Annotated in this window: 14 protein-coding genes and 1 tRNA gene; 4 read left to right on the top strand and 11 right to left on the bottom strand. The window is 43.7% G+C overall.

The features are described from left to right. Window positions 1-596: 596 nt before the first annotated feature. Window positions 597-680: transfer RNA gene (locus tag NSS82_RS11705), tRNA-Leu, on the bottom strand. A 238-nt stretch (window positions 681-918) separates the two neighbouring features. Between NSS82_RS11705 and NSS82_RS11700 the strand changes: the two genes are divergently transcribed. Beyond that, the gene (locus NSS82_RS11700; protein ID WP_036679355.1) at window positions 919-1,680 is read left to right on the top strand and encodes a methyltransferase domain-containing protein; all 762 of its coding nucleotides are present in this window, start codon (window positions 919-921) and stop codon (window positions 1,678-1,680) included. A gap of 91 nt (window positions 1,681-1,771) precedes the next feature. Here NSS82_RS11700 and NSS82_RS11695 read toward each other — a convergent pair whose 3' ends face one another. Beyond that, window positions 1,772-2,950 (bottom strand): CynX/NimT family MFS transporter, encoded by a 1,179-nt coding sequence (locus tag NSS82_RS11695; RefSeq protein WP_244886503.1) that lies wholly within the window; start codon window positions 2,948-2,950, stop codon window positions 1,772-1,774. A 286-nt stretch (window positions 2,951-3,236) separates the two neighbouring features. Between NSS82_RS11695 and NSS82_RS11690 the strand changes: the two genes are divergently transcribed. Beyond that, window positions 3,237-4,952, top strand: a complete 1,716-nt coding sequence (locus tag NSS82_RS11690) for an ABC transporter ATP-binding protein (RefSeq protein ID WP_036679350.1) — start codon at window positions 3,237-3,239, stop codon at window positions 4,950-4,952. Window positions 4,953-5,292: 340 nt separating this feature from the next. Here NSS82_RS11690 and NSS82_RS11685 read toward each other — a convergent pair whose 3' ends face one another. Beyond that, the gene (locus NSS82_RS11685) at window positions 5,293-7,608 is read right to left on the bottom strand and encodes an endo-1,4-beta-xylanase (protein ID WP_076107477.1); all 2,316 of its coding nucleotides are present in this window, start codon (window positions 7,606-7,608) and stop codon (window positions 5,293-5,295) included. 332 nt (window positions 7,609-7,940) lie between these two features. On the opposite strand from NSS82_RS11685, the gene NSS82_RS11680 reads away from it, so the two are divergent. Then, window positions 7,941-8,522, top strand: a complete 582-nt coding sequence (locus NSS82_RS11680) for a hypothetical protein (protein ID WP_341109821.1) — start codon at window positions 7,941-7,943, stop codon at window positions 8,520-8,522. Here the strand turns inward: NSS82_RS11680 and NSS82_RS11675 are convergent. The 3 genes from NSS82_RS11675 to NSS82_RS11665 form a co-directional block, all read right to left on the bottom strand. After that, complete coding sequence (locus NSS82_RS11675; RefSeq protein WP_036679346.1) at window positions 8,508-8,966, bottom strand: hypothetical protein; 459 nt, start codon at window positions 8,964-8,966, stop codon at window positions 8,508-8,510. The genes NSS82_RS11680 and NSS82_RS11675 overlap by 15 nt on opposite strands. 182 nt (window positions 8,967-9,148) lie before the next feature. After that, window positions 9,149-10,594, bottom strand: a complete 1,446-nt coding sequence (locus NSS82_RS11670) for a DEAD/DEAH box helicase (protein ID WP_076272897.1) — start codon at window positions 10,592-10,594, stop codon at window positions 9,149-9,151. Between the two features lie 86 nt (window positions 10,595-10,680). Next, a complete protein-coding gene (locus NSS82_RS11665; RefSeq protein ID WP_076272898.1) occupies window positions 10,681-11,334 on the bottom strand; it encodes an HD domain-containing protein in 654 nt (217 codons plus the stop codon). A 352-nt stretch (window positions 11,335-11,686) separates the two neighbouring features. Between NSS82_RS11665 and NSS82_RS11660 the strand changes: the two genes are divergently transcribed. After that, the gene (locus NSS82_RS11660; protein ID WP_340960463.1) at window positions 11,687-12,967 is read left to right on the top strand and encodes a histidine--tRNA ligase; all 1,281 of its coding nucleotides are present in this window, start codon (window positions 11,687-11,689) and stop codon (window positions 12,965-12,967) included. Between the two features lie 166 nt (window positions 12,968-13,133). On the opposite strand, the gene NSS82_RS11655 is transcribed toward NSS82_RS11660, so the two are convergent. The 5 genes from NSS82_RS11655 to NSS82_RS11635 form a co-directional block, all read right to left on the bottom strand. Continuing rightward, entirely contained in the window at window positions 13,134-15,167 is a 2,034-nt protein-coding gene (locus NSS82_RS11655; protein ID WP_076272900.1) for a methyl-accepting chemotaxis protein, read from the bottom strand. 196 nt (window positions 15,168-15,363) lie between these two features. Beyond that, window positions 15,364-16,440 carry a bile acid:sodium symporter family protein gene (locus tag NSS82_RS11650; RefSeq protein ID WP_080742456.1) on the bottom strand — a complete coding sequence of 359 codons (1,077 nt, stop codon included), beginning with the start codon at window positions 16,438-16,440 and terminating at the stop codon, window positions 15,364-15,366. Between the two features lie 90 nt (window positions 16,441-16,530). Next, the gene (locus tag NSS82_RS11645) at window positions 16,531-17,484 is read right to left on the bottom strand and encodes a radical SAM protein (RefSeq protein WP_038569765.1); all 954 of its coding nucleotides are present in this window, start codon (window positions 17,482-17,484) and stop codon (window positions 16,531-16,533) included. Window positions 17,485-18,016: 532 nt separating this feature from the next. Then, entirely contained in the window at window positions 18,017-18,937 is a 921-nt protein-coding gene (locus NSS82_RS11640) for an AraC family transcriptional regulator (protein ID WP_076272901.1), read from the bottom strand. Window positions 18,938-18,981: 44 nt separating this feature from the next. After that, the gene (locus tag NSS82_RS11635) at window positions 18,982-19,788 is read right to left on the bottom strand and encodes a class I SAM-dependent methyltransferase (RefSeq protein WP_076098475.1); all 807 of its coding nucleotides are present in this window, start codon (window positions 19,786-19,788) and stop codon (window positions 18,982-18,984) included. Between the last annotated feature and the right edge of the window lie 61 nt (window positions 19,789-19,849).

Raw genomic sequence — 19,849 nt, 5'->3', positions numbered from 1 at the left:
GAAGCCGATATAATTGTCAATACAAAAACACCCATTTTATTCTTCGCAGCGATTATGAGCGCAACAAAAAAACCGCCCAGCACTTAGCTAAGGACGGATTTGTTGGGGGGGCTACTCAGCAGCTAGCTACTCCCACCGTGGCAACTATTCCTTCCTCATTATGATGTATCGGACTCAGATGCAGCTATTTCCGAAAAATAGCGTGTTTTAGCTTACGTTCGGACTCAGATGCAGCTATTCGTCACCAAACACTCGCTTTTCACACGATTCCTTAGCAATAAGCGCTATGCAGTCCGAAACCCCTGTAAAATGTGCCAAATATCAATAATAACGGCCATACGGTCCGTTAGTTTAACACCGTTCACCTAGGTTCCGTTTATGGACCTAAAGAACACCATGCGCTCTGGCGGTGACTGTATTTAGAGATAGTTTCGTTAATTTGTTTGAGAACGCTGAGATTCATCAGTTGGATGCTATTGATCTACATGACTGCTGCTCAGCTACATAATTGCTAATTTAGCTATATGATAATTGCAAATAAAAAAGCCCCCAAATCACCATAGGAGCGAATTTAGGGGCTTTCTATTAAGCTATGATGCGGTCAAGAGGACTCGAACCTCCACGATATTGCTACCACTGGCACCTGAAGCCAGCGCGTCTGCCAATTCCGCCATGACCGCGTATTATGTAACTGGCGACCAAAACCGCCTGTACATAATACTATACTCCCTTTGCATATAAAACGCAAGGTTTTTGTATTATTGAATTGGGCTATATATAGACCTCATAGGCACAACCAATCAATATTATTCAGTTTATATATTTCTATTATAAGATCTCATATGGTACAACATAGATAAAGTATGGCGTTATGACGGAGATGTCTGAATAATCTATCAATAGAAAGGATGAATACTTATGAACCAGCAGTGGAATACCCAAACCTATGATACTGATATGGCCTTTGTGTCTCAGTTTGGAGAGTCTTTGATTGAGCTGCTTCGCCCACAGCCTGGCGAACAGATTATCGATTGGGGCTGTGGAACCGGAGATTTGGCGGCAGCCATTGCTGCTAGAGGCGCCACTGTGACAGGTATTGATGCCTCTGCCGAAATGATTCAGACAGCCCGTGACAAACATCCCCATCTAAGCTTTGTCTTAGCTGATGGGCAAACTTATGTCGCGGAACAGCCAGTCGATGCTGTGTTCAGCAACGCTGCCCTTCACTGGCTAACAGACGCAAACGGAGCGGCGGCGTCCATCGTTGCCAGCTTGCGGGTAGGCGGCCGTTTCGTGGCCGAGTTCGGTGGACTGGGCAATATTGCTTCCATCGTCGCTACACTTCCACAAGCTTTTGCAGTCATTGGCTGTAGTCATAAGCTGCATTTGCCCTGGTACTTCCCCAGCATTGGCGAGTACGCAACTCTACTAGAGAAGCACGGACTGACCGTGGACCTCGCTCTTTGTTTTGACCGGCCAACACCACTGGAAGGCTTGGAGCAAGGATTTCAGCGGTGGTTGAATACTTTTGCCGATGGAATCTTAAGTGTGCTCACACCCATTGAACGCGCAGAAGTTCTCTCTTCTATGGAACAGAAACTGAAACCCACGCTATATCAGGACGGCCGCTGGGTAATGGACTATCGCAGAATCCGGGTTGTTGCTTACAAACGAAGCTAATATAGATGAGAATTACTGCCCATGTTCAATAATCAAAAAAAGAGTGCACTGGCGCTTAGTACGCGTTAGTACACTCTTTTTACACGGGATCCTATTTTCTATCTCCAACGTACCGATCACTGCCAGCACCAAGTCCGACAACCATCAACAGCACACTTGCACCCAGCAGTAAAATTAATGGCACCGTCCAGCTGTTCGTTACATCATGCAGCCAGCCGAATAATGCCGGTCCCATTGCTGCCAGTACATAACCCACAGATTGGGCCATTCCTGACAGCTCCGCCGCTTCTTGCGTGCTTCTTGTTCTTAGACTGAAGAACATCATCGCAAGACCGAAGGCAAATCCTCCGGCAATACCAAAGCATATCGCCCAGACAGCCATTAAAGCGCCGCTGCCTTGCCAGATGCCACCTAATGCGATGAAATAAAGAACAGCAGTGATTATAACTAGAATACGTTGGTTTTTCATCCGGCCTGCCCACAGCGGTACGAAGAAAGTAAAGGGTAGCTGTGCCAATTGCATGAGCGAGAGAAACCAACCCGCATTACTCGACGACATTCCCCGTTCACCGAGGAGAACCGAAAACCAAGCAATAAAGACGTAATAAAGCAGTGACTGTAAGCCCATAAAGATCGTGACTTTCCAAGCAAGAGATGAACGCCACATATTTTTGCTTGAGGCTGCACTCTTAGAGCCGGTTCCTTGATTAAGCTTACGCATTTGCGGAATCCAGAACACTGTTGCTAGAGCTGCGATCATAAACCAGATGGCCAAGGTCCCTCTCCAACCGAATCCAGCATTCGTTGCCAGCGGTACACTAATTCCTGAGGCAATAGCTGCGCATAAATTCATAGAAACCGTGTAGATACCTGTCATTAGCCCGATTTTGTGAGGAAACTTCCCCTTAATAAGACCTGGAAGCAGTACATTACACACAGCAATAGATAATCCAAGTATAGCAGTACCTGTGAACAACAGACCTGCTCCAGATCCCGAGCGAATTAGAATTCCCATAGCAAGCATGACCATGGCAACTAATAACACATTAGCCAAACCAAAACGGCGGGCCAGCTTTGGAGCAAACGGGGACAAGATGGCAAAAGCTAATAATGGTAAAGTAGTAATAGCTCCTGCTAGAGTATTGGATAAGCCGAGGTCATCCTGAATCAATTGTATTAATGGACCCACAGAAGTAAATGGAGCCCGCAGCGCTGCAGCGATAAAAATAATTCCCAGCACAAGCAGCCAGCGATCATATTTGCTATCCATTAAGCTATTATTCTGAATCTGTCCTTCGCGTTGTGATGCTTTCATCGTGTATCCTCCTAAATTACAAACAAATAACCCCGCCAAGCAGAAAGCTTGTCAAGGATTTGAAATATTTTAAACACTATGAACCATCATCTACTATTCTATTAGAAGTTACAACCCTTAAGTAATTTTATACCCGAATTATTGACAAAACCGCTGGCCATCTTTAGTATCCATATCATCGGGTAGTTGAGAATCAATTTCATTTGAACTCATATTTAAACCACAGAAAAGAGTGAACAGAATGCTTCGAAGGTTTTTTTCCTACTATCGTCCGTATAGAAAACTATTTATATTGGATTTCTCCTGCGCTGTTTTTGCGGGACTGCTAGAACTGGCTTTTCCGGTAGCCGTCAATAAATTTATTGATGATTTGCTTCCTGGTCAAGATTGGCCGCTTATTCTTATCGCTTGTGTTGCGCTGCTGGCGATCTACGCCTTAAATACGGTGATGCAGTATATTGTCACCTACTGGGGTCACATGCTGGGCATAAATATCGAAACTGATATGCGCAAAAAAATGTTTGACCATATTCAGAAACTCTCGTTCCGATTCTTTGATAATAATAAAACAGGCCATCTAATCGGACGAATCACCAATGACTTAAATGATATCGGCGAAGTTGCGCATCACGGTCCTGAGGATGTATTTATTGCAATCATGACCCTTGTCGGAGCCTTTCTCCTAATGGCTGATATTAATCTGAAGCTGGCGATCATTACTTTTATTATCGTTCCAATTATGGCTTGGGTAATCATCTACTTCGGGCGCAATATGACTTCCACTTATCGTCAGCTATTTGGAAATGTAGGCAGTTTCAATGCCCGTATCGAAGACAATGTCGGTGGGATTCGGGTCGTGCAATCTTTTGCCAATGAGCAACATGAACAGGAACTATTCGCAGTAGATAATCAAATGTTCCGCAAAACAAAACTTCTGGCTTATAAAATCATGGCTAGAAGCTTGTCCGTCAGCTATATGATGACCCGCCTCATTACCATCCTGGTGATGATCTGCGGCGCATGGTTCTTCATCAATGGCGAGCTGCAAATCGGTGAATTTGTGGCGTTTATCTTGTTGTCGAATATCTTCTTCCGCCCTATTGAGAAAATCAATGCAGTCATCGAAAGTTATCCTAAAGGAATTGCCGGCTTCAGACGTTATCTGGAGATCATTGACACGGAACCTGACATCAGTGACAAACCGGATGCCGTGGAGATCAACGCTTTGCGCGGTGACATTACATTCCAGGATGTATCTTTTGGATACGAAGAGAATCGTCCGGTTCTGCAAAATATAAGCCTTAACGTAAAGGCTGGCGAAACCATTGCCTTTGTTGGGCCGTCCGGCGCAGGCAAAACAACAATCTGCAGCCTGCTTCCGCGCTTCTATGATGTCACAGCCGGGGCCATCACGATTGATGGCATCGATATCCGTGACATGAAGCTGGAATCGCTGCGCAAACAAATCGGGATCGTGCAGCAGGATGTTTTCCTGTTCTCCGGGACAATTCGCGAGAATATCGCCTATGGGAAACTGGATGCAAAGCTGCCTGAAATCTGGGAAGCCGCGCGACGTGCTCATCTGGAGGAGCTCATTCAGAATCTGCCAGATGGAATGGAGACAGTCATCGGGGAGCGCGGTGTGAAGCTGTCCGGTGGACAAAAGCAGCGCCTGGCTATCGCTCGCATGTTCCTCAAGAATCCGCCGATTCTGATTCTGGATGAAGCTACTTCCGCGCTGGACACAGAGACAGAAGCCGCGATTCAGCAATCCCTGGCTGATCTGTCCGTAGGCAGAACCACACTCGTCATCGCTCACCGTTTGACGACGATCAAAAATGCCGACCGGATTATGGTCGTGAATGAAGAAGGAATCGCTGAACAAGGCAGACATGAAGAATTAGTCCATGCTGGTGGAATTTACAGCCGTCTGCATCAGGCGCAATATAACTTTTAAAAAGTAATTTGCCACAGCTGGGCAAAAATGAAGCAAGCCTAGTCACCATGTTTTTGGCGACTAGGCTTGCTTTTTCGCGTAACTCCTCTATTTGCAGCAAACGTGATGCTTGATTAAGGAATTACTCCCTGATTTTCTTTGGTTTATTGCTCTAATCCTTGCAATCAGGGAAAACCTCCCGCAGATTCACCCCAATCTGCTCATAATAGTGGAATTCAGACGATATTTAGGGAGGATTTCCCTGAAAAGCTAAGTAACCAGCATAAATCAGCTATTTTCAGGGAGGTTTTGCCTAAAAATTTAAAAACAGCACAATTAAAGCTCAGTTCCCCTACTTTCGCTATTGCGGCTCTGTTCCCCATACCAGCACTCCGTTCCGATAAAGGGTCACCTTGTTCCAATCCGCATAAGCGGTCTGAAGTGAATTAAACGAATAATCATTGGCCTCGTTAAAATTGCTCCAATCTGTCTTGTGTATCCGGGTCTGAATATCCCCGGAAGCACCTCCAGCTGCAAGCATGCCCGCACCTGCGTTGAATTGTACTTCCAAGTAGTAATCTGCTCCCGTTCGAGGCGTGTCCAGCTTTACAAAACTGCCTGCTACCTTGCTGTTGCCGATCTGGGCATAATCGCAGAAAAAGGATTGCGGCTTGTCTCCATCGATCGTATACCAGTAACGGATGCTCAGCTCGCTAAGATCGACTGCAGTTGTGCCGTTATTTTTAATATTAAAATAGGGCTTCATCTGGTTGTCATTTGGGTTAGTATCCGCTGTCCGATACGCCACTGCAAGCCCGGTGACCGGTTCGACAGGCCCCGAGCCTTGCGGTGTAGCCATCGCTTGTACAGAATTGCTGCTCGTACCCGCACTATTGACAGCATTCACAACATAATAATAAGTCGTTCCGTTGCTAACGGCCGCATCGCTATAGCTCGTCCCGGTAGCCGTAGTCAGAGTGGTATAAGGGCCACCACTCGTAAGTGACCGTTTCACCGTATAGGAAGTTGCGCCCGCCGAGGTGCTCCAGCTAAGATTCACGAGCCCATTGCCTGCAGCTGCATTCAAGTTAGCAGGAGCAGCTGGAACTACGGGAGCTGCCACTGTCTCCAATACGGACCAGTAGGCCGGCTTAGATTGAAGGCGCTCATCAAATAATAAAGGCCAATTGTTGCGGGCTACCGGATAAGTGCGCAGCCAAGTATTACTGTCATCCTTCCCCCAGAGAGTGACATTCGTGACCGTATCCGTGTGCCTCAGGAAGATCTCAAATAATGATTTGTATAAAGCCGCTTGGCGCTGCTTCAAATGATCAGGGAAGGTCTCATAGGCTTGAGAATTATCAGAATACACACTAATATCCAGCTCAGTAATATGAGTTTCCAGCCCTAAAGCCTTGAACTTGATAATCGAATTTTCGATTTCAGAGAGCGAAGGATAATACAAGCTGATGTGCGTTTGATGCCCTACTCCGTCAATAGGAACCCCTTTAGCCTGAAGTCGTACAATCAGATTGTATAGTGCTTGGCTTTTGGCTGGCTCATGCGTATTGTAGTCATTGATGAACAGTTTTGCGTTAGGATCAGCTTCATGAGCGAACTGGAACGCCTTCTCAATGTACTCTTCACCCGCGATCTGGTACCACAGGCTGCGGCGCATGCCATCAGATTGCGAAGTGTCAATCACTTCGTTGACGACATCCCAAGCATAGATTTCACCTTTATAACGTTCCATAACGGTCTTAATATGACTCTTCATCCGCTCATATAACACCGTTTTGGAGACCAAATTACCACTGGCGTCACGGAACACCCAATCCGGTGTCTGCGAATGCCAGACCAGGGTATGTCCACGTACCTGCTGCCCATTTGCGGTAGCAAAAGCTACTGCCGTGTCAGCGTCAGCGAAATTAAACACACCTTCCTGCGGCTCCGTGCTGTCCCATTTCAGAACATTTCCTGGCGTTACACTATCAAAATGCTTGGATAACAATTGCCGATCCGGAGCTGTCAGCAGCTCACTATTCGTAAAAGCCGAGCCGATCAGAAATTTGTTTGCAAACACATCCTTCAGCGAAGGAATCGCATCCTCGATGACAATTGGACCGAGATCCGGTAGCTTTTCCAATCGAAAATCATCCAAATAAAAAGAAGTTGTCGCGCTACCCGGCACTTCAAAATAAATAGAAAGTTGATCTGCCGGCTCCAATAGCTTGTACTGCGCCTGAAGCTTCACCCAACCGTTCGCTGTCACTGCACCAAAGGTCAAATTGTCATAATGAATGGTAGAAGGTAATGTCCGCTGCAATGACATATAGATATTCGCGTTAGATGATCCGGCCGGCAGCTTCACCCATCCAATAAACACATAAGTTTGTCCCACTTCTAGCTGGCTAGTCACATCCAGTGAAGGTCCATGCCACGTTTTTGTTCGGCCGCTTACCTCCAGGCCATATGTGCCGCTGCGTGCCGCATCTGTTTTGGCCGTAAGCACCTCAACTTCCCCACGTCCACTCCAGCCCTGAACAGTACCATCTTCAAAATCGCTTTGCTGAATAAGCGTGTTCTCCGCATGTGCGGGTGCAGCCCAATACGCAGGTACAAGCAAACATAAAACCAAAACAAAATTAAGCGCTTTCAAAAAAGTTCCTTTTTTCATCGCTTCGATTCTCCCTTCTGAATTAGGTTCGAACCTTATTGCTTCGTTTCTTCCTGTCCCCGATACCGCTCGGGCCACACCACCTTCCTCATAAAAAAATCAGAGCCTATCCTCAGGAGGAACCAAGCTAGGCAGGTCATCCGTGAAGTATGGGCTCTATATCGCCATAATATCACATTTGTTTCCATTTATGGAACTAAAATTAATTATTTTCGATCTTATTTTACTTAAGCTGAACGGATCTGCGTTATCAGATCCATTTAGCGTCGAAAAAACCCAAGAGACGACACCATTATGGTGTTGTATCTTGGGTTACATAATATGCTGGCTGAATGTACGGGATTTCTACCGTTCATTTCGCCACTTCCAGCTGGATCAACGCATTCTACGGGATTTTTACCGTACATTTCGCCACTTTCAGCTGGATCAGCGCATTATACGGGATTTCTACCGTACATTTCGGCGATTCCAGCTGGATCAGCGCATTGTACGGGAGTTCTACCGTACATTTCGGCGTTTCCAGCTGGACCAGCACTTTGTACGGGAATTCTACCGTACATTTCGCCACTTCCAGCTGGATCAGCGCATTGTACGGGAGTTCTACCGTTCATTTTGGCGTTTCCAGCTGGATCAGCACTTTGTACGGGAATTCTACCGTACATTTCGCCACTTCCAGCTGGATCCGCACATTGTACGGGAGTTTTACCGTTCATTTCGGCGTTTCCAGCTGGATCAGCACTTTGTACGGGATTTCTACCGTTCATTTCGGCGTTTCCAGCTGGATCATCACATTGTACGGGAATTCTACCGTTCATTTTGGCGTTTCCAGCTGGATCAGCACATTGTACGGGAGTTTTACCGTTCATTTCGGCATTCCTAGTATGTACAAGAAAATTATGCTAGTCAGCTATTGATTTTTCTTTCGTTACTATCATGATCAATAGTAAAAAAATCAAAACTAGTTGAATGCCTAAATATATTATAGGGAAAAAATAAATAAGACTTATCTGATCAAAGTCAGGCTTCATATCAAAAAACCTTAAATCAACAACCCCTGAACCCCTAGACTCTTTTCCTTGTAATTCTTTTAAATAAAATAGAATTCTCGTGCTAGGAACAATACTAATAACTAACCAAGAAATGTTGTACCTAAGCTTTTGCGTCTTTAAAGCTATCTTGCAAGACACATTCAGAAGAATTATTGGTGCTGCATACATTATAAACATTTGTTTTACTACTTCTACTTCCAACTTCCCCGTTTTCATTCCCAAAAGGTAGATAATTATTAAATGTAAGAAAATAACAATGGTAACTTGTAGGATTGCTTTCATCCTTGTGCTTCTAGATTCAGCTTTCAATCTATCACCTCTCACAAGTTATATTCTAATTTCTATAATTTCACAACGAAAACATAGAAATGCTGAGATAAAACAACAAATTAAAGAAGGAGCCGTGTAGTGAACACGACTCCCTCTTCCTATAAACCGCATCAGTAGCGGCATATTTGCAAGGAGCTTAGCAATAAGCTGTCATCCTTGATTTATTTTTTCGCAATATGAACCTTCAGCTGCTTGCCCTTTACGGTGGTCTCTCTCATCGCTTGCAGCACCATTGCGCCTTTACCGTTCAAAATATCCACGTAGGTCACATTGTCCTGAATCGAGATAATCCCGATATCTTCGGCGGAAATACCTTCAAGCTTAGCTATTGTGCCGACAAAATCCACGGCTCTTAGCTTCTTTTTCTTGCCGCCGTTGAAGTATAGCTTCATAATCTCTTTGTTTAAGCTTTCGCTTTTGTCCTTTTTGCGGACAGGCTGCTTATTGATCTTCTGCTCGAACGCTTCCTTTGCGTAGGCAACTGCGTCGTCCGAAGGAGCTTTCATATGCGGAATGCTGAAGCCAATATAGCTTTCAATTTCAGTTACCCACTTCTGCTCATTCGGAGTGACAAAAGTGATCGCTTTACCCGTCTTGCCTGCACGCGCGGTTCTGCCTGTACGATGCACGTAGCTTTCTTTTTCCAGTGGAATATCGTAATTAATCACATGGGTGATATTCTCGATATCAATCCCTCTAGCCGCCACATCGGTAGCGATTAAATAGCGGAATTGCCCTCTTTTAAAAGCATTCATGACCTCAAAGCGCTCATCCTGCTCCATACCCCCATGGATCTTATCACAAGGATATTCCAGATCCGCCAGTCCTCTGAATACAGCATTCACCTGCTCCTGCGTACGGCAAAAAATAATACAGCTATCCGGATTCTCCACCGTTATGATATCGCTTAGCAAAGAGAATTTGGCAGCTTGTCTCACTTCAATCAACGCATGTTCAATCGTAGCCGTCGTAATTCCACTTGCCTGAATCTCGATATCCGTTGGATCGTTCATATATTTTCGGCACAAGTTCTTAATCACTTCGGGTAAGGTAGCTGAGAATAACATGGTTACTCGCTCTTTGGGCAGCTGCTTAATGATCTTCTCGATCTGCTCAATAAAGCCCATGCTCAGCATTTCGTCAGCTTCATCGATGATCAAATATTTGATTCGATTTAGCGGAAGTGTGCCTCTTTCAATATGGTCAAATACGCGTCCAGGCGTACCTACGACAACATGTGTTTTTTGCGTAAGCTCTATCTTTTGGGGGGCAAAGGGCTGCTTGCCGAAAAGAGCAACTGCCTTAATCCGTTTAAAACGTCCGATGTTCGTAATATCCTCTTTCACCTGCATCGCAAGCTCCCGAGTTGGTGTAAGTATCAAAGCCTGCGGCTTATTCTCCACCCAATCCACCAGATCGCAAAGCGGAATACCATAAGCTCCCGTCTTGCCACTGCCTGTTTGCGATTTCACAATCAGATCCTTTTGCTGCAAAGCCACAGGAATTACCTTGCTCTGTACCTCCGTAGGTGTCATAAATTTCAGAACATCCAGTGCTTTAATTATCTCTCCGTCTAACTCATAATCTCGAAATTGCATTTCACTCATCGTTCAACCTCTTCTATGCCGATTGTTCTGGTTAAAGCGGAAACTCCGCGATCCTTCCATCTTGTGCATACTTATCATTATAACAGTTATTGGCGTCCTTGATTCCATTCCTTATAGAACTGGTCCAGAAAATTCAACATGAAATCATGCCGTTCTTCCGCTAACTTGCGTCCATAAGCCGTATTCATTAAGAATTTTAGTTTCAACAGCTTCTCATAAAAATGATTCACAGCCGTCCCCTTGCTATAATCCCTGTATTCCTTCTGCAGCGACTCCTCGCGTGGAGGCACTTCTGGATCATAAGCCGGACGTCCCTTCGCGCCTGAGAAAATAAAAGTTCTGGCAATGCCAATCGCGCCAAGCGCATCTAGTCGATCTGCATCCTGCACCACTTGACCTTCCAGAGTCTGCATAGGTTCTCCTCCACCACCACTAAAGGACATCGTTTCAACGATCAGCATGATATGACGAATTTGCTCCTCCTCTGTAAGGTTTGCCGTAAGCCAAGTGTGGACTTTAAGCAGGCCTGCTTCTTTTGACGGATTAAGCTTCTCATCTGCAACATCATGCAGCAAGGCTGCCATCGTACAGATAAACACATCCGCACGCTCGATCTCAGCAATTTCACATGCCGTGCTGCGGACCCGATGGGTGTGCCACCAGTCATGACCCGTAGTATCTTGTCCCAGTTGTTCTTTAACAAATTCTTCCGCCCGGGCTATTATTAAAGGTTGATTCATCGTCAACAAACTCCCCTCGCCTATGAAATATCGAAGCCCTATTATAGCTGATTGCCTGTCCATTCGCCTACTAAAAATCTTCGTGATAACAAATTCTTACTTGCACGACTCCAAATGATCCGCTATAATCGGCAGTAATCAAAATGTCGAAGGGAATTGATTCTGATGAACACCATAACAATCATGCTGAATCAACTTCATTATTATCACAAACAGCGTTAGCAACCCTGAAATTCTCAGGGAGGCTAACGCTACTCGCGTTGGCCTCCCTGCGGCATAGATCACGCGCAGGACCATGAGGTCCTGCGCGTTTTTTTATTCCCTAAACTATGCCAATTCAAAGGAGCTACTAATGATGCAAAACATTAAAGGAACTTATGATTACTTCGGAAAAGAGCAGGCGCTCAGAAAGAACATTCAAAATACGCTGCAGGATTTGTTCGAACTCTATGATTTTGAATCCATGGACACCACATTATTAAATGAACTGGATTTATTAACCTCGAAATATGCAGGTGGGGATGAAATTCTCAAGGAGATGTACCAACTAACCGATCAAGGCAACCGCAAGCTGGGCTTACGATATGATCTGACCATCCCTTTTGCCAAAGTGATCGCTTTAAATCCTGGAATAGAGTTTCCCTTCAAGCGTTATGAGATCGGAAAAGTATTCCGTGATGGTCCCGTGAAACGTGGGCGCCTGCGTGAATTTTTGCAATGCGATGTTGATGTTGTTGGTATTTCAGGACTTGAGGCGGAAGCTGAATTGATGCAGCTGGCCACAGAAGCTTTTCGCAAGCTGGACATCCCGATCATCCTAAAATGGAACAACAGACGTTTTCTCAGTGAGATTCTGGAATCGCTGGGTGTACCTGCCGAGAACCAGCTGTCCGTTATGCTAACCTTGGATAAATTAGAAAAAATCAACCTCAGCGGCGTGAAAAATGAATTGAGCAGCAAGGAAATAGATCCTACAACCATCGCTGCTATTCTAGAGCTTATTGAAACGGACAATCCAAGCTTTGAGCAGTTATGCGAAAAATATAGTCTTACCGGACAACCGGGAGCAATGGAGGTTCTTGTCCTGCAAAAGCTGCTCCAAGACATTCAGCTGCAGCAGACTTGCCGTTTCGATCCCTTCTTGTCCCGCGGGCTTTCTTTCTACACTGGAACCGTCTACGAGATCTTTGATGCATCCGGTTCCTTTACCTCAAGCTTGGGGGGTGGAGGCAGATATGACGCTATCATCGGACAGCTAGTGGGCAGAGAGGATATTCAATATCCTACGGTTGGCTTATCTTTTGGTATGGAGTCTATCATGGCGCTCCTTGCAGAACTTCCTATCCAAGAGCACAAGACAGCAGAAGTTATGGTCATTCCGATTGGCGAGACGCTCCCACAGGCTTTAATTGCAGCCGCCGAGCTCCGTGCCTGTTCTATCCGAACCACTCTGGTATCCGGTAAAAGAAAACTTAAAAAGCAACTCGCCACAGCCTCATCCAAAAAAATCCGTTACGTTATTCTGATCGGCGAGAGTGAATCCAGTGTGGATAAGGTGCGGTTGAAGGATATGAAGGAACAAACAGAGGTTATAGTTCCACTAGATGAAGCCATCTACCTTATTACTGGCTAAACTACTGCCTGATATTCTTTTAGAAAGATTCGCATAAAAAAAAGACCCCGCCGGCGACCGGCGGGGTAAAGTCTATATATAAGGGAGGTTATACATGTACTATAACCCTGCAAGCTTAATATTTTATGAAAAATAGATAAGGATTCCCTTAATTCATTTCAAACCCTTAGATCTTAAACTTATCTACTAACCCCTGAAGCTCTTTGGCACTTTGAGTATTTTCATCAGCCATAGTAACCTCCAGGAATGTTTTTTCCACGATATCCGCCGTTTTCACCGCGATATCCTGAATCCCTATAGCTCCTTCGTTTACTGTAGCAGCTACTTCATTAACGGCAACATTAATACTCGATATGGCCATACTCAAATGATCTGCTGCGCTCTCGAATTGTTTTAACAGCGTATTTACAGTAGCAGCATCACTGTTGTATTGCTGACTTACCTCAGTTAATCGTTCATAATCTGCTAGAACATTCTGGTCAATAAAAGAAAGTAATGCCTCAGAATTCTCCTTCATGGATTCAACAGAGGAATATACACCTGTTACCACACCTTGAATTCCAGCCGCAATCTTAGACGATTTCTCAGCCAACTTCCGAATCTCACCAGCTACAACCGCAAAACCTTTACCTGCCTCACCCGCTCTTGCCGCTTCTATAGCTGCATTCAGGGCCAGCAAATTGGTCTGACTGGCAATGGATAGAATCGTATCTGTCAGTACATTAATCTCTGCAATCGCGCTCGACTGCTCAATCGCTTTTTCCATATCGATTCGCACGGATTCATAAATTTGTTTAGCATTCGTCGTAGATTCTGTTGCCTCATCCTGAAGAGTCAGCGCCCGCTCACTAATTTGTCTAGAAACGGCAGCACCTTCCTTCACATTATTGGTGATCCCGGATACATTGTTATCAATTTCAGTAATTGCTGCTGTCATTTCCTCTGTGGAGGCTGCGGTCTCTTCCATACCTGCCGATAGCTGCTGCGTAGTCGCTGAATTATCGTGGGCATTTTCACGCACATCTATAGACAGCTTCTCCAACGTTTCTGCATTTTCAAGCACTTTGGACGAGATCGTAATTAAGCTTCCAGCCATCTCACGAAGTGTAGCCCGGGTGCGGAACATCGCTTTGGCGATCGTCCCTGTTTCATCTTTGTTTTTAGTCAAATACTCATACTCTGAGTCATGCGTCAAATTCAATTCTGCCGTTTTATTAATCATGTCCGTTAGTTTAACAATCGGAGAAGAGATTTTTTTAGCAAAATAAAGAGCAATCAGCAAGGCAATAATCAAACTTCCCACACCAAGAAATAAGTTGAAATTTCTCATATCAGTGACAGGTTTCACGATTTCATCGAGGTCTGCGGTTAATACAAGCAACCAGTGCGTCTCAGGTAAAACTGTATAGGTTGATTTTTTTTCCACATCTTTATATGTATTATTGAGCAGGCCATCCGCTACCTTCTCACCAGATTTCACACGCTCCATAACAGCTGCGATCTGCGTATTCTCAATAGGCTGACCAATTTGTGTTTTATCCGGATAATATAATTTATTGCCGTTCTCATCCAGTAAGTAAGCGTAAGAGCTCGTCGTGTTTACCACTTTGGTATCCGCCAAATACTTGATCATACTATCTGCGGAAACAGCTGAAGCAATAAATCCAATCATCTTTCCATTACTCTTTACGGGCTGTACAAAAGCCACTACATAAGCTCCTGTAGATTTTGATTTCAGCGTTTCGCTGATCACAGGCTCAGCCGTCTCCATTACTCTTTTCGTATAATCTCTTTCACTAAAATCTGTCCCTATAAGCTTAGTATCACTGTCAGCCACACTAATACCTTTCATATCACTGACAAGAATGTGCTCAAGGTTCCCTGCTTCCTCCACAATGCTTTGAAGACTGGCGTTCACCTCATTCTGAAGCTTATCACCTTTGCTAACTCCACCATTCCCAGCTTGCAGCAGTAGATCAACAATTTCCGAGCGGCTCGCAATAAGCTCTGTGCTTCTCTGCTCTTTTGCTATCATGGCTGATATGGTCTGAGCTTTGTTCGTATTGACCTGCTTCATAGAATTCTCAGTAAGATTCACAATCGCCTGAGTTGATTTCAAATACGTAAATATCCCCATTACAGAAATACATAAAAGGGTCACACCTATCATAACAAGTGATAACTTTAGGCGAATCTTCATATTCTTTTCATCCTTCCGACTCCTTGTTCATTTGCGAACAATGAAATTGTAAATAATACAATTACTATCGGGTGGCAAAGTTGAATAGTGAATATAAATCGCGCAAAAATAAGAAATATATCATAAAATGTCGAAAATTTTCATGTAAATGAATAAAATATCACAGCTTTTAGGTCATATATCCTTCACAAACCGGCTAACAAGACCTATCATCTGTTCTAGAAGAAGCAGAGGGTTCTATCTGAGAGGCAGTATTCACTTGCATTAATGCACCCTCACTTAACAGTCGTTTAGTTCTACTACGTAAAAATAGACCAGACATCGCAGCGAGTATTTGTTGGAACAACATCCCCGAAATTACTGGAAGCGCGACAGCAGGAGGAAAATATTTCACTGCTAATACAGCTCCCGCACTTAAATTCCGCATACCCGAATTAAACTGCACCGCCACGGAATCTTCATAACTAAAGCGGAAACGGCGTGACACCAAAGCTCCGATTACATAGCCAAGCACAACGGTTATGAAGGTCACTCCAATTATGATCGCTAATTTGCCATCCGGATGTTTCAGATAACGGGCAATGCTGGCCCCATTAATAGAAACAACTACAAATAATCCGACTTTAACAAATGGAGCAAGCGGCGGTCCACATACCGTATTGACTTTCCCTTTTGTCCATTGATTCAGCAGCATCCCAACTACAGAAGGAATGACTACCATCCATAGCAGCCCTTTCATCATATCACCTAGCTGAATTTCCACACTCGCTCCCATCAGCAAATATAAGGTACCCGGGACAACAATTGGCGACAAGAGCGTATCAATCAGAATAAGGGCTAATGTCAATGCAATATTTCCTCCGTACATCGACACCCATACCACACTTACAACACCTGTAGGAATCGCGAACAGCAATACATAACCAGTCACTGTATATGGATCTCCCGGAAAAAAAGCCATGGCTGCAAGCCAGCCGATCAGCGGCATTACAATATGTAAAATTACCATTAGAATAATCAGCTTCTGGGGTTTCAGAAGTACCCCTAGCAGGTCCTTTAGGTTGGACTTCAAGCTACCGATCAGCGTCATTACAGCGAAAATCCAGGGCACGAGACCTGTGAACGGCAGCAGTCTGCTTTCGTTAAGCACACCGACCACGATGGCTGTGGGTGTTAATAACGGCATAATCTTTTCTAGAACAACATTAGATTTGATAAGTCCATTTCTTATATTAGCAAACACTTGGCAGTACACCTTATGTATGAAGCTCATACATTCCTTATCTGTGTTTTTTATTAAGTCTACCATAAAAAATAGGAACCAATTCTTAAATTGGTCCCTCGAAGTAATCTATATAGAGTGTCAAACTTCTATGCCTTGTGGAAACAATGCATCCAGCGCTGGGCAAGGTTGCTTATCCAAAAACTGTGCCAATGGCGCTGGCATATTATTGTATAAATCTTTTAGTGAAGTTCCTTGATAAATGTTGCCGATAATCACCGGATGGCAAAGCTCTGAAATCAAAATGTCGCCATTTCCATGCAAATGAAGCTGCTTCTTCCCCTCTATACAGTGAGGAAAATACACACCCGGCTGCTCTTCGAACCCAAGGGCGTCCATAAAGCGGTCCATGCAGGTGAAATACAGAATCGTATCTTCTTTCTTCCGTGCGATCAGCTCACTCACTGCATTCTTTAATTGTTCCCGCGCAGCAATCGACTTCCACCCTGTATGATCCATGATAATACTGTTCTGAATTTCATGTGTGCGCACGCCCATTGCGTAGACATGATCGCTGATCTCCTTCATATTATCCTGGGTTTCACTGAACAGCAGCGTCTCCAGCACAGTATCTACACTTGTTGCGGCGAACAGGGTAATATTTTCTCTTATTTTCTCATAAATGCTTGGATGAATATTATAATATTTTGAGAAAGCTTCCGCAGTAGTAAAATTGAAGGAAATATGTATGGTCGTTAATCCTGCGGAAACCAATTGGCCAATTCGTTCAGCATTTAAAAGACTGCCGTTGGAATTCAGTTGTGTCTGAATCCCTCTGGATGCGCAGTAGGTTACAATTTCCACACAGTCATCGAACTTCAGCGTCACTTCTCCACCTGATAAACGTACTCTTTTAAGGCCTGGAAGTTCGTCCAGAATGCGGATGACCTCTTTGGCTTTGATGCTTTGTCCATCATTTCTATTATATGCACAGCAATAATCGCAGCGGAAATTACAGTTCGAAGTTACCCCTATTTCTAACCCTTCCAGCTCATAAGTAAGCGGTTTGTCGAGCTCTAATGCTTTATATCTCATACTCTAAAGTCCTCCTGAAAAATAATGAATTTAGTTCAAAAGTTCAACCTTAGAGATTATATAGGTTTATGGCTTAGGTTAATGTGAGTTTTATAACATTCGGATTGCACGGTTTGATTAACGAATACTGATCTGCCGCTGCTTATTTCCAGATTTCTATGATCTCACTTGATAAACGAATCCATTGAACAACACTCAAATTTTCACCATAATCGTAGTCGGAAGCGCATGCGTAATCACTTTCAGATACGCATAGTAACCTGTAACGGACTCAGCTGACCCTAAACCTAAAATTATCCTATTTTAAGAATGCCAGCGGAGTCCGAAATCATGTTTTGATAGCTGATAACATACAAATAACGTCATCCGAGTCCGGAAGCCTCGTGGAGTGATGGATAAACCGATACGCATTCAGGCATATATGTTACAGGTTATCTTCAAACTGGTGAAACCTATAAAACCTGGGGTTATGGGCTTTACTACCATTTCGTCCATCGAGAATGGAACTGTAATCGAGTAGTAGAGTTTGTTTTTAATGTCCACCGACACTTTTTATAGGGATATAAAGATCAACTTTTGCTTTACCTTCAGGGTCTGTATATGGATCATTCATACAAAATTCGAGCGCATACCGATCATCCGGTTCATAATCACTATTAGGTAGCCATTGACCGTACACACTTTGATAGGCAATAGCCAATTTGTCGATCGTATCATAAAACGGATATAAGGCATAAAGACCACCAGATAAAGTTTTGAACTCTACGCTCGAATCACCCTCTTTAACAAACTCTTCTGGAATGGTTATGCAGGCATCATATCTACAAGAGTATTCGTCAGTCACGCTGGGATCATCTAAAGAAATACCAATGAAGTATTCTGTTGACGGTAAATCATTTTTCTCAACCCACTTGCTGAGTGTTCCCCATGCCTTATACGTTTCAAGATAGCTGCCAACATGCCTTACGTATGCCACTTGATAACTTGGAAGTTCTTTTACCTCAATGTTCATTTCCCATACTCTCCTTAAAAAATTATTTATGTTGATACTCACATCATAATTTTTAGAAGGAGACAATTCTTCCTGATTATTGCTGGACATTAACTGATAATTGCTATGTTTTTGCATTGACCTTCTCATCTCGCTTGGGGTTGTCTTAAACAGTTTCCTAAAGGATGAATTAAAACTTGAGATGGAACTAAAACCGCATAGAATTGAGATATCTAGCATGGTTTTATTGGTTGTTTCAAGATAGGTAACCGCGTGATATAGACGTCTTTCCGTCAGATAGGTCATTGGTGTTTTATTTGTAATTGCAGAAAAAACTCTAGAAAAATGATACTTAGAAAAATTAGAAACTTCAGCTAGCGTTTCTAGATTTATCTCTTGATCTAAGTTGTCCTCGATAAAATGAAGAACCGTCTGAATACGCACCCTGTAATCATTGTTCACTAGACCTACCTCAATCCCGTGATGATAAAATGATTTTTCCTTATTTATTTTCTTCGCCCTATATACAACAGATGAGAGGAAATCCCCAAAATGGATGGATCCTTTGCTGCGTTAATGAGAAATTCAAAGAGCTCCTCATGCTCACCCCGGTCTGTCCAGTATTGTTTCTGCTCATTTGTCAGTAATGCTCCGAGGCTAGAAGAACCAATTAAATCAATGGTTCGAAATCCATTCTCCTCCATGAAAGGTTTTATATCCTCAATATTGAAGTAATAAGCTCCCGTAAACCTACCTTCATCTTTATGATTAAAAATCCCGCTATCATAAAACTCTTGTATTGAATCCATGTTGTCATTAGGCTTCCAATGTTGTGGGAACTGTAAGGATGTAAGAGTCATTCTCATCCGACTTTGAAAGGCTACAAATACGATGCCATTCTTCTTTGTCACACGAAACAATTCCTTAACTGCTAAAATCCGATCCTCTTCTTCTTGCAAATGATATAAAGGGCCTAACATCAGAGAAGCATCAAAGCTTTCGTCAGATATTCCCTCTAAACTAGTTGCATTCAGCACATGAAAACCTTTAAATTGCTCAGTTAATCCTAATTCATTAACCTTCTGCTGAGCTATTTCAACTAACTTAGGGGTAAGATCCGATAACGTTACGTTATAGCCCAGCTTCGCCAGCTCCATGGCATACTTACCGGGCCCAGCACCATTATCCAGTATAGATTGTGCGGTAGTTAAATAATGTTTTATATAATGCAGATTAATGATGAACTCCAGCGGCTCCCTATCCAATCTTCCCCACTCATCAAATTGGGAGTAATAATCAATAATATTGCCCATTACCAAAACACCCACCTTCAATTGTATTTTTTCTGTAGAGAACAGAAAAAACCTATCGCCT

The organism is Paenibacillus sp. FSL H7-0735, assembly GCF_038008505.1.
In the GTDB taxonomy this organism is placed as follows: Bacteria; Bacillota; Bacilli; order Paenibacillales; family Paenibacillaceae; genus Paenibacillus_AQ; species Paenibacillus_AQ odorifer.
This window is presented reverse-complemented; position numbering and strand designations above follow the sequence as displayed.